General features: G+C 46.3%; 9 protein-coding genes. All 9 read left to right on the top strand.

Annotated features, from left to right (window positions below):
* Positions 1 to 162: 162 nt before the first annotated feature.
* The 9 genes from nuoE (at position 163) to nuoM (ending at position 11478) form a co-directional block, all read left to right on the top strand.
* Positions 163 to 672 (top strand): NADH-quinone oxidoreductase subunit NuoE, encoded by a 510-nt coding sequence (gene nuoE / locus Q6344_03510; GenBank protein ID WLG14419.1) that lies wholly within the window; start codon positions 163 to 165, stop codon positions 670 to 672.
* Positions 669 to 2093 carry an NADH-quinone oxidoreductase subunit NuoF gene (gene nuoF / locus Q6344_03515; GenBank protein WLG14420.1) on the top strand — a complete coding sequence of 475 codons (1425 nt, stop codon included), beginning with the start codon at positions 669 to 671 and terminating at the stop codon, positions 2091 to 2093. The genes nuoE and nuoF overlap by 4 nt, the downstream gene beginning before the upstream one ends.
* A gap of 10 nt (positions 2094 to 2103) precedes the next feature.
* Positions 2104 to 5160 carry an NADH-quinone oxidoreductase subunit NuoG gene (gene nuoG, locus Q6344_03520; protein WLG14421.1) on the top strand — a complete coding sequence of 1019 codons (3057 nt, stop codon included), beginning with the start codon at positions 2104 to 2106 and terminating at the stop codon, positions 5158 to 5160.
* A gap of 52 nt (positions 5161 to 5212) precedes the next feature.
* Positions 5213 to 6205, top strand: coding sequence for an NADH-quinone oxidoreductase subunit NuoH (gene nuoH / locus Q6344_03525; GenBank protein WLG15134.1), 993 nt, complete (start codon positions 5213 to 5215; stop codon positions 6203 to 6205).
* Positions 6206 to 6273: 68 nt separating this feature from the next.
* The gene (gene nuoI / locus Q6344_03530) at positions 6274 to 6822 is read left to right on the top strand and encodes an NADH-quinone oxidoreductase subunit NuoI (GenBank protein ID WLG14422.1); all 549 of its coding nucleotides are present in this window, start codon (positions 6274 to 6276) and stop codon (positions 6820 to 6822) included.
* Positions 6819 to 7565 carry an NADH-quinone oxidoreductase subunit J gene (gene nuoJ, locus Q6344_03535; protein ID WLG14423.1) on the top strand — a complete coding sequence of 249 codons (747 nt, stop codon included), beginning with the start codon at positions 6819 to 6821 and terminating at the stop codon, positions 7563 to 7565. The genes nuoI and nuoJ overlap by 4 nt, the downstream gene beginning before the upstream one ends.
* A gap of 98 nt (positions 7566 to 7663) precedes the next feature.
* Positions 7664 to 7972 (top strand): NADH-quinone oxidoreductase subunit NuoK, encoded by a 309-nt coding sequence (gene nuoK, locus Q6344_03540; GenBank protein WLG15135.1) that lies wholly within the window; start codon positions 7664 to 7666, stop codon positions 7970 to 7972.
* 4 nt (positions 7973 to 7976) lie between these two features.
* On the top strand, positions 7977 to 9851 hold the full coding sequence (nuoL, locus tag Q6344_03545) for an NADH-quinone oxidoreductase subunit L (protein ID WLG14424.1): 1875 nt from the start codon (positions 7977 to 7979) through the stop codon (positions 9849 to 9851).
* 1 nt (position 9852) lies between these two features.
* Complete coding sequence (gene nuoM / locus Q6344_03550) at positions 9853 to 11478, top strand: NADH-quinone oxidoreductase subunit M (protein ID WLG14425.1); 1626 nt, start codon at positions 9853 to 9855, stop codon at positions 11476 to 11478.

Below are 11478 nucleotides of genomic sequence, written 5' to 3' on the forward strand. Positions count from 1 at the left end.
TAATGCTTTGATCAGAAAATTATCGTTATTAAAGAAATACGTTTATCAATATATCATTGCCAAATGGCACACCAAAATGCTGATATCTTGCCATGTAGCGACACTCATAAGACTGTCGTTATTAGCTGATAAAGCGTGATGAGTGAGGACAGATAGAAGACTATGAAAATTGTTTCCGACAAAATGCCAAAAGTAGATGTGGCAAGCATCCTCACTAGCGAGGAAATTGCGGCTATTCATGAGTTTATGCACCATTACCCACAAGCACGTGCTGCTTCGCTCGATGCGCTAAAGATTGTGCAAAAGCGCAACGGCTGGGTCGATGACGCACAAGTGAATGCCATTGCCAATATTCTAGACATTCCGATGTCAGATATGGACGGGGTTGCTACTTTCTTTAACCGTATTTATCGTCAGCCTGTCGGTCGCCACGTCATCCTTATCTGTGATTCAGTGGCTTGTTTTTTGACAGGCTATGAGGCGTTATCGTCTGAAATCAGATCGCAGCTGGGTATTGAGTATGGTCAGACAACGGCTGATGGTCGTTTTACGCTATTGCCAATTTGCTGCTTAGGTAACTGTGATAAAGGCCCTGCTGTGTTGATTGACGAAGACACGTATGGTCCTGTTCAGCCTGAAGAAGTCACGCAATTATTGGAGCTATACGCATGAGATTAACGCTTTCAGAGCAGATTGCTCAACGTAGTCAAGGCAAAGCACCTAGCCAGCTTAATGAGCAGCGCATTCCAATTTATGGCGATAAAGCCACAGCGACTAGCGAAACCAAACCATTAACATGGCGTCTAGCACATCATGATGCCGTCCTAGATTTGACCACCTATGAGTCTTTAAAAGGCTTTGATGGCTTAAAGCAAGCTTTGGGTCAATCGCCTAAAGCAGTCGGTGACATGATTAAAGCTGCCAACGTCAGAGGTCGCGGTGGTGCAGGCTTTAATGCTGGTTTGAAATGGACATTTATGTCACCGCCAGATGGTCTACCACGTTATCTCATCTGTAATGCTGATGAAATGGAGCCGGGCACCTTTAAAGATCGCCTATTGATGGAGCGCCTACCGTTTCAGTTAATTGAAGGTATGTTGATTACCGCTCATGCGATTGGTGCAACTGACGGGTATATCTTTATCCGTGGTGAATATATCTTAGCCGCCCAGCGTCTGGTCACTGCCATCGAAGAATGCTTGGCTAACAATCTCATGGGCAAGAATATTTTAGGCTCAGATTTTAGTTTTAATCTGCATGTGCATACTGGCGCTGGACGTTATATTTGCGGTGAAGAAACGGCATTGATTAATTGCTTAGAAGGTCGCCGTGCTAATCCACGTACCAAACCACCGTTTCCACAAATTTCTGGTGCATGGGGTCGTCCAACCGTCGTCAACAACGTTGAAACCTTGTGTAACATGCCAGCCATCCTAAACCATGGTGTTGAATGGTATCAGTCATTATCTAACATCAAAGGCAAGAGCCAGACACCGGGTACCAAACTGTTTGGCTGCTCAGGTTTAGTCAATGACCCAGGTCTGTGGGAATTACCGTTTGGTTATACGGCACGCGAAATCATTGAAGATTTAGCGGGTGGTATGATCGAAGGTAAAACCCTCAAAGCTTGGCTACCGGGCGGTGCCTCTACTGACTTTTTAACCACTGAGCATTTAGATGTGGTGGTGGATTTTGACACCATTCAAAAAGCAGGTAGCCGTATGGGTACTGGGCTAATTATGGTGGTGGATGAAGCACAAGATATGGTGCCACTCGTTCGTAATCTCGAGATTTTCTTCCAGCGCGAATCCTGCGGTTGGTGTACGCCATGCCGTGATGGTCTGCCGTGGGGTGTCAAACTGCTTACTGCTATCAATGATGGTGAAGGGCAAGTGGGCGACGTGGAAAAGCTAGAAGGCCTCACGCGTGACTTATGGATTGGTAAAACTTTCTGTGCACATGCGCCGGGTGCGATGGAACCACTGATGAGTGCGATTAAATATTTCCGTCCAGAGTTTGATCAAAAAATCGCGCAGGCGGTTGGTGTCGATGTCATTGATGCGGCAGCCAATCAACAGCCAGAAGTGAAATAAGGAGAGCGGCATGGCAGTCATACATATTGATGGAACCACTGTCGAAGTAGATAGCGCAGATAACTTGCTACAAGCCTGCTTATCACTCGGCATTGATGTGCCGTATTTTTGTTATCATCCAGCCCTTGGCTCAGTAGGCTCGTGCCGCCAGTGCGCGGTCAAGCAATTCCAAAACAAAGAAGATATGGAAGCAGGTCGTGGTCGTCTTGTGATGTCATGTATGGTCGCTCCGGGCGATGACATGTATATCTCTGTTACTGACGATGAAGCCAAAGCATTCCGCAAGTCGATGGTTGAGCTACTGATGACCAACCATCCACATGACTGTCCAACTTGCGAAGAGGGTGGACATTGTCATCTGCAAGACATGACCTATATGTCAGGTCATAGCCGTCGTCGTTATCGCTTTACCAAACGCACCCATCATAACCAAGAGCTTGGCCCATTCATCGCGCATGAGATGAACCGCTGTATCGCTTGCTATCGCTGTGTCCGTTTTTATAAAGACTACGCAGGCGGCGAAGATTTGGGCGTTTATGGCTCAAATAACCGTGTCTATTTTGGTCGTGATAAAGATGGTCAGTTCGAAAGCGAATTCTCAGGCAACTTAACGGAAGTATGCCCAACGGGTGTCTTTACCGATAAAACCCACTCTGAGCGTTATAACCGTAAATGGGACATGCAATATGCGCCAAGCATCTGTCATGGTTGCTCAGCAGGTTGTAACATCTCACCAGGTGAACGTTATGGTGAATTACGCCGTATTGAAAACCGCTATAACGGTGAAGTAAACCGCTATTTCTTATGTGACCGTGGTCGCTTCGGTTATGGCTATGTCAATCGTGAAGATCGTCCAACGCAAGCGCTTGAACGTATCAATGATAAGCATGTCAAAATCAATATTGACTACGCACTCGATGAAACCATCAAACGTATCAAAGATAAAAAAGTTATCGGTATTGGTTCACCGCGCGCCAGTCTAGAGACCAACTTTGCACTAAAAAATCTGGTTGGCTTTGATAAGTTTTCAACGGGTCTCAATCATCAGCAGCAAGCACTGGTCAATAAATGCATCGAAGTATTAAGTACTGATGGCATTTATAACCCAAGCATGACTGATATCGAAAGCTATGATGCGGTGTTGGTATTGGGTGAAGATATCACCCAAACCTCATCGCGTGTCGCGTTGTCAGTACGCCAAGCGGCAAAAAACGAAGGCCTGAAAATGGCAGCGGCATTGCAAACGCAGCCGTGGCTTGCAGAGCCTGTTAAACGTATTGCTCAAGATGCGTTAAGCCCAGTTTATGTCATCGATGTGGTGCAAACTAAGCTAGAAGACATCAGTAAAGTCAGTGTCGTAGCAACGCCTGAAGACATCACTAAACTTGGCTTTAAAGTGGCTGATGAGATTGTCAATTTCGCTGATGATTTCGCAGAAATCGCAGACCCACAAGCGGCTGATCAAGATGTCAGTGCTGAGACAGATGGCATGCAAGCATTAGCTAAGCAAATCGCTTATGACTTGATTCAAGCAGACAAGCCATTGGTCATCTCGGGTAGTAGCTTATCTTCTACGGCTTTGATTGAAGCAGCGGCGCAGATTACTCAAGCATTGACGCAGAAACGCTCAGCCATTAAAGCGACTGAACAGCAGCAAGTGGACACGTATAATGCTCAAGTCCGTGATGAGCAAGCGCAAATAGAAGATAAAGAGCTATCTGCCAAGCCAAACAAACCTGAAACCGGTGTTGATACAGAAACGCAAGACAATGTAGAACGCGCTCCTGCTAAAAAACTTGAGCTGAAAGAAGTAAACAATAAATATCAGGCACAAGCAGGTATTTACCTAACGGTTACCGATGCCAATAGCATGGGTGTTTGCATGCTTGGCGGTCAATCAGTCGAAGAGCTACTGGCGACTGATTTTGATGTGGTGATTGTTGCCGAAAATCAGCTAACAGATGCCATCGATGCCAGTAAGTTGACTCAACTATTAGCCGATAAGACTGTCATTGCCTTAGATCACCAGCTGCTTGATTGGCATAAAGATGTCGATATCGTATTGCCAGCAGCAAGCTTTGCTGAAGCGGATGGTACGTTGATATCGGCTGAAGGTCGTGCACAGCGCTTCTTCCAAGTTTACGACAACGAATACTACCATCCAATGAGCAGTATTAAAGAAGGCTGGCGCTGGTTACATGCCGTGCATAGCAGCATCGAAGGTCGTGATGTCGATTGGACGCAGCTAGATGACGTCATCAATGCATTAATTGCTACACATCCTAAGCTTGCGGGTATTAAAAATGCTGCTCCTGATGCCGATTACCGTATGACTGGTCTGAAGATTGCTCGTCAGCCGCGTCGCTATTCAGGTCGTACCGCTATGCGTGCACCGATATCTGTGCATGAGCCGATGCAGCCAAAAGATTTGGATACTGGCTTAACCTTCTCAATGGAAGGTTATAGTGGTAAAGAAACGCCAAGCTCGATGATTCCTTTTGCCAATGCGGCAGGTTGGAACTCACCACAAGCGTGGAACAAGTATCAAGATAAGGTCGGTGGTCATCTAAAAAATGGCGACCCAGGTGTGCGCATGTTCGATCAGCTAGCACGTTTAGAAACACGTCAATATGTTGCACCAGATGCTATGTCTGCGAAGACGACGGATATGCAGCAAGGACAAGCTAAACTGGTGCCTATTCATAATATCTATGCCAGCTCTATGATGGCGTCACGTAGCCCAGTGGTTGCGGAGCAACTGCCTGTTGCTGCATGGCGTATCGGGATGGATGATGCTAAGGACTGGAACATCGCTAATGGCGATTACTTAGCGATTGAAATCGATAAGCAACAAATCACCTTGCCAGTACAGATTGTCGGTTATTTAGCAGAAGGCTGTATCGGTTACCCAGTTGGGCAGGTGAGTATCATTCATCCATCAATGCCAGCGTCGGTTCGCAAAGTGGATGCACCAGTGACGATGATGGGTAGCATGGCTAACGATATGATGAACAATAACGATGCTGCGCAAATGAACACAGCACCGACCACCACACAGGAGGTGTAATATGCAAGTTACCCGTATTATCCCTGATGTGCCAAGCTTATTGGCTGATAGCATGAGCTTTGATGCTTGGTCCATTTTATTTATGGTCGGGCAATCACTGGTCATCTTCTTGGTCGTGGTTATGGTTGCCGCTATGATGATTGTCTATGAGCGCCGTATGCTAGCTTTATGGCAGGATCGTTACGGTCCAAACCGCGTCGGACCCTTTGGTTCGTTGCAGCTGGTTGCTGATATGCTCAAAATCTTCTTTAAAGAAGATTGGACGCCGAACTTTACCGATAAGTTCATGTTTACCTTGGCACCTGCGGTCGCGATGTTTACCGCATTGGCCTCATTTGCCATTATTCCTATCTCGCCAACGCTTGGTGTTGCTGACTGGGATATCGGTATTCTGTTCTTCTTTGCGATGGCAGGTATTGCCGTCTATGCAGTCATGTTCGGTGGCTGGGCATCAGCGAATAAATTCTCACTACTCGGCGGGCTACGTTCAGCAGCACAAACGATCAGTTATGAAGTCTTCTTGGGCTTATCGCTAATGGGTGTGGTCGCATTGACCGGCTCATTTAACTTGCGTGCTATTGTTGAAGCGCAAATCGACGGCTGGTATATCATTCCGCAGTTTTTTGGCTTTTTGACCTTTGTCGTTGCTGGTGTTGCAGTCACCCATAGACATCCATTTGATCAGCCAGAAGCAGAGCAAGAGCTGGCTGAAGGCTATCATGTTGAATATTCTGGCATGAAGTTCGGTATGTTTTTTATTGGCGAATATGTCAACGTTGTACTGATTTCTGCCTTGATGACTTGCCTATTTTTTGGCGGTTGGTTGGCACCTTTTAATTTAGATATTCCGTTTATTCCACCAGCTTTTTGGTTCATGATTAAAACGCTGTTCTTTATGACCATGTTTATTTTGGCTCGAGGCTCACTCATGCGTCCGCGTTATGATCAAGTGATGAACTTTGGCTGGAAAGTTTGTCTGCCAGTAACGCTGATTAATCTGTTGGTTACTGCTGCGGTCATTTTGATCTTTTCCCCAACGTTATAGTCATCACTAGTAGCCATTACTAGCCATCATTGATGAACTAGGGTAAAGCTGATAAGGATAATAATCCCATGTTTACTACCATAAAAAAGACCGTCATTGGACTATTTACCATTGTCCGCAGCATGTGGATGGTCAATAGTCATGCGCTCAGACCGCGTGACACCATCCTTTATCCTGAGGTGCCGGTACCTGTGCCGCCGCGTTTTCGTGGACGTATTGTCCTAACGCGTGACCCTGATGGAGACGAGCGCTGTGTGGCTTGTAACTTGTGTGCGGTGGCATGCCCGGTAGGGTGTATCTCCTTACAAAAAGCGGAACGTGAAGACGGTCGTTGGTATCCAGAGTTTTTTCGAATTAACTTTTCGCGCTGTATTTTTTGTGGCTTGTGTGAAGAGGCGTGTCCAACGACAGCCATTCAAATGACGCCTGACTTTGAGTTGGGTGAATATAAGCGCCAAGACTTGGTCTATGAAAAAGAGCATTTGCTCATTTCAGGGCCGGGTAAATATCCTGATTATAACTATTATCGTGTGACGGGTATGGCGGTAGCGGACAAACCAAAAGGCGCAGCACAAAACGAAGCTGCACCGATTGATCTAAGGAGCTTGCTACCATGATGAATATTTTGAACCATCCTGAACTGGCTGGGTTTTATTCGCTTGCAGCAGTGGCCATATTTGCCAGTCTGCGCGTCGTGACTCAAGCCAATCCAGTGCATGCTATTTTATCGATGATTGTGTCATTACTGGCAATCGCAGGGATATTTTTTGTACTAGGCGCGCCATTTGCTGGTGCGTTAGAGATAGTCGTCTATGCCGGTGCTATTATGGTGCTATTTGTCTTTGTTATTATGATGCTGAACTTGGGTATGAGCAATGATGAGCGTGAAGAGCGCTGGCTTGATGCGGGCACTTGGGCGCTACCGACAGGGTTAACGATTATTATCGCGGTTGTGCTGTATGCGATGATTGGTATGGGTCATGACGAAGCGGCAATGATTGGTGGCTCGACAATATCTGCCAAAGCAGTCGGTACGGTGCTATTTACTAAATATGTGATGTTGATAGAAGTGGCGGCATTGCTACTGTTGGCAGCCTTGGTCGCCGCTTATCATTTGGGTAAAGAGTCTATCGCTGATGAGGTTACTGTTAATGTAAACCACAGTAATGATAGTCAAGTATCTAATGCTAATGTCGCGAGTATCAAACACTACGATGATCACGGCATGCCTATAGATGCTGACGCGGCGAAAATGGCAGAACCTTACGAATATAAAGATGTTGACCCGCATGACTATGTAAGTATGAATGCAGGTACGCAGCTGGGTGTGAATAAAGTCACGCGCAAGGAGTCAGACTAATGGTACTAGCAGCGAGCGTGGCACAAGATGTGTCAAACGTGCCGTTTGCCCACGAGGTAGCAGGCTTAGTACAGCCAGTTGCTGAGGCGCAGAATGTACTGGGCATGATACCCATGAGCCATGGACTGATTTTGGCAGGTATCTTATTTGCCATTGGTCTGTGCGGCGTCATGGTACGACGTAATTTCCTATTTATGCTAATGAGCCTTGAGATCATGATGAATGCAACAGCATTAGCATTTGTGGTGGCAGGTAGTCGTTGGGTCGATCCAGATGGACAGATTATGTTTATCTTTATTTTGACCTTGGCAGCAGCAGAGGCCGCCATTGGTTTGGCAATATTATTGCGGTTTTATCATCAGCGTGGGCATCTCGATGTCGATAGCGCCAATGAGATGAAAGGATGATGTCATGAGTTTATTACCATTAACCTTTATATTCCCGCTCGTTGGCTTTTTGATTTTAGCCTTTATGCGCGACAAGCTAACAGAGCAGGTGGCAGCGATTGTCGGTGTCGGTAGTATGCTGTTATCAGCACTATGCACGTTAATCGTTAGTTATACTTTTTTAACCAATAATCCAGCAGGAACAGTCATAGAGATCCCGCTTTGGACATGGTTCCAAGTCGGAGATTTTGCCCCAAGTTTCGGTCTGAGCTTTGATGGTTTGGCACTGACGATGACGGGTGTCATCACTGGGATTGGCTTTTTAATCCATCTCTTTGCCGCTTGGTATATGAAAGGTGACACTGGCTTTGCCCGCTTCTTTAGCTATATGAATTTGTTTGTCGCCAGCATGCTGTTGCTAGTCTTGGCAGATAACTTGTTCTTGCTTTATCTTGGCTGGGAAGGCGTTGGTATCTGTTCGTACTTACTGATCGGTTTTTATTACCATGACCGCGCCAATGGTCTTGCAGCGATGAAAGCCTTTACGGTGACGCGCGTGGGTGATGTATTCTTAGCCTTCGGTCTGTTTTTATTATTCCGTGAATTTGGTACGCTTAATATTCAAGAAATTATTACTCGTGCACCAGAAGTGTTTGATATCAACAATCCAACGATGATGTTGACCACCATGATGTTGGTTGGCGGCGCGATGGGTAAATCAGCGCAGCTGCCATTACATACATGGCTTGCTGATGCGATGGCAGGTCCGACGCCAGTATCAGCGCTTATTCACGCGGCAACGATGGTCACGGCAGGTGTTTATTTAATCGCTCGCTTACATCCATTGTTTGAGCTGACCCCTGGTATTTTATTATATTGGGTCGGCGGCGTAGGGGCGTTGACGTTGGTCGTTGCTGGATTCTGTGCACTGGCACAAACCGACATCAAACGTATTCTTGCTTATTCAACGATGAGCCAAATCGGCTATATGTTCTTAGCACTCGGCGTTGGCGCGTGGCAAGGCGCAATCTTCCATTTGATGACTCATGCTTTCTTTAAAGCCCTGTTATTCTTATCATCAGGTGCCGTCATCCTTGCGGTACATCATGAGCAAAACATCTTTAAGATGGGCGGTCTACGTAAAAAGATACCGTTGGTATTTTGGTGCTATATCGTTGGTGGCGGTGCATTGGCAGCTATACCCTGGGTCACGGTCGGTTTTTACTCTAAAGAAGCGATTCTTTGGGAGAGTTATGCAACTGGTCACATGGTTTTATTCTATATGGGTGTATTCGGTGCTTTCTTAACCGCGCTTTATACCTTCCGTATGATTTGGATTATCTTCTTTGGTGAAGAAAAGACCCATGCTCATAAATTATCTGGTGTGTCATATTGGCTGCCACTTAGTGTGTTGCTCGTATTATCAACGGCAGTGGGTGCATTTATCACTCCGCCATTACAAGGCGTCTTGCCAGAGAGTGTTGGGCATTTATTGGAAGTCGCTGGTCAAGCGCATGGTAAGCATACGGCTGAGTTTATCGCCATGGGTGCGATGCTGGCTGGTCTAATAATAGCGGCGCTATTATATGTGGTGGATAAAGGTCGCGTGCTCACCCGCTTTAAGCGCTCACGTGTTGGTGGGGCGCTATATCACTGGTGTTATCATGGTCTAGGTTTTGATGCGCTATACGATGTAATTTTTGTAAAACCCTTTTTGTTCATCGGCCGCTTATTTAAAGCCGACCCTATCGATAAAGCGTGGCTCGTCTTGCCTAAGCTGGCATCTGCTGGTAATAAGGTATTGTCTGCGACGCAAACAGGGTCACTTCGAGGTTACGCTGCAAGCTTTGGCTTGGGCATGGCTGTATTACTAGTGCTGGTAATGATGACGGTGGTATAAGATGATTGAGTTACAACAAACGTGGATGCTACCAGCATTAATTGCAATTCCCTTTATTGCCGGGTTGTTATGTTGGTTGGTCGAGCGCTTTAATAAACGTCTGCCGCGCTGGATTGCTCTAATCGGTATGACGTTGACCTTTGTATTGTCGCTAGTGCTGTGGCAATACGGCGACTTTAGTGGCATGAGTAAGCAAGTCATTGCGCCAGACGCTGCTGTGCCTTGGGTCGCTGAATTTAGTGTGCCATGGATACCGAGCTTTGGTATTAGCTTCCATTTAGCGATGGATGGCTTGTCACTGATGATGGTGGCGTTGACAGGATTGCTCGGTATTGCCGCAGTGGCTTGTTCGTGGAATGAGATTCAGCGTCGAGTCGGCTTTTTCCATCTCAACCTTTTGTGGAGTTTGGGCGGCGTCATTGGTGTTTTCTTAGCCATTGACCTCTTCTTGTTCTTCTTCTTTTGGGAGATGATGCTGGTTCCTATCTACTTCTTGATCGCTATTTGGGGTCATGATGTGGTTGGCAAAACTAAGGAATACGCAGCGACTAAGTTCTTTATTTATACCCAGGCATCTGGGCTTATTATGCTGGTCGGCATTTTGATATTGGTCATTATCAGCTACGCTCAAAAAGGGGTGGTGAGCTTTAATTATAATGATTTGCTCGGTACGTCACTTGGCGGCTGGGAATATCCGATCATGCTGTGCTTCTTTATTGGCTTTGCGGTTAAGTTGCCGATTATTCCGTTCCATGGCTGGTTGCCAGATGCGCATGCACAAGCACCAACGGCAGGTTCGGTGGATTTGGCAGGGGTTTTGATTAAAACCGCAGCTTATGGCTTGATTCGTTTCGTGTTGCCATTATTTCCAGCAGCATCACAAGATTTTGCGCCGATTGCGATGACCTTGGGTACGATTGGTATCTTCTATGGTGCATGGCTCGCCTTTATGCAGACCGATATGAAGCGTTTGCTGGCTTATACCAGTATCTCGCATATGGGCTTTGTGGTATTGGCGATTTATGCAGGCACTTTATTAAGCTTGCAAGGTCTGATGATTCAGATGCTCGCACATGGCTTAAGCTCAGCAGCGCTATTCATCATGGCAGGACAGTTATATGAGCGTCTACATACGCGTGATTTGACCTTGATGGGTGGTATGTGGGGTCAGTTCCGTTACTACGCACCGATACTGATGTTCTTCTGTGCGGCATTGCTCGGTATTCCGGGCACAGGTAACTTCATCGGCGAGTTCATGATTTTATTTGGTGCTTTTGCTCAGTATCCAGTATTTGTGGTCTTTGCAACATTCAGTCTGGTACTAGCAGGGCTATACTCGCTTATTTTGATTCACCGTGCACTATTTGGTAAAAACAACATCGAAGCAGTCGCCATGCAAGAAACCAAGTTACATGGTTTGCCTATGCGTCCATTAAAAGATTTGGGCAAGCGTGAGTTGTCATTGTTATTGATGCTCGCTGCAGGTTTGGTCTGGCTCGGTCTATATCCACAGCCGTTCCTTGATACCTCAAGTCATGCGATGCAGTGGATCAATAATGCATATATATACAGTCAAGTCACACAAGTAGATGCGTCGCAACTGCTTGATGCAATGGAGGCACGTTAA

The sequence above is a fragment of the Psychrobacter cibarius genome (genome assembly GCA_030686115.1).
Lineage (GTDB): Bacteria > Pseudomonadota > Gammaproteobacteria > Pseudomonadales > Moraxellaceae > Psychrobacter > Psychrobacter cibarius_C.

Coding starts and splice junctions, on each gene's coding strand:
- nuoE (WLG14419.1), top strand. CDS start 163: ATGAAAATTGTTTCCGACAAAATGCCAAAAGTAGATGTGGCAAGCATC.
- nuoF (WLG14420.1), top strand. CDS start 669: ATGAGATTAACGCTTTCAGAGCAGATTGCTCAACGTAGTCAAGGCAAA.
- nuoG (WLG14421.1), top strand. CDS start 2,104: ATGGCAGTCATACATATTGATGGAACCACTGTCGAAGTAGATAGCGCA.
- nuoJ (WLG14423.1), top strand. CDS start 6,819: ATGATGAATATTTTGAACCATCCTGAACTGGCTGGGTTTTATTCGCTT.
- nuoM (WLG14425.1), top strand. CDS start 9,853: ATGATTGAGTTACAACAAACGTGGATGCTACCAGCATTAATTGCAATT.
- nuoH (WLG15134.1), top strand. CDS start 5,213: ATGAGCTTTGATGCTTGGTCCATTTTATTTATGGTCGGGCAATCACTG.
- nuoL (WLG14424.1), top strand. CDS start 7,977: ATGAGTTTATTACCATTAACCTTTATATTCCCGCTCGTTGGCTTTTTG.
- nuoI (WLG14422.1), top strand. CDS start 6,274: ATGTTTACTACCATAAAAAAGACCGTCATTGGACTATTTACCATTGTC.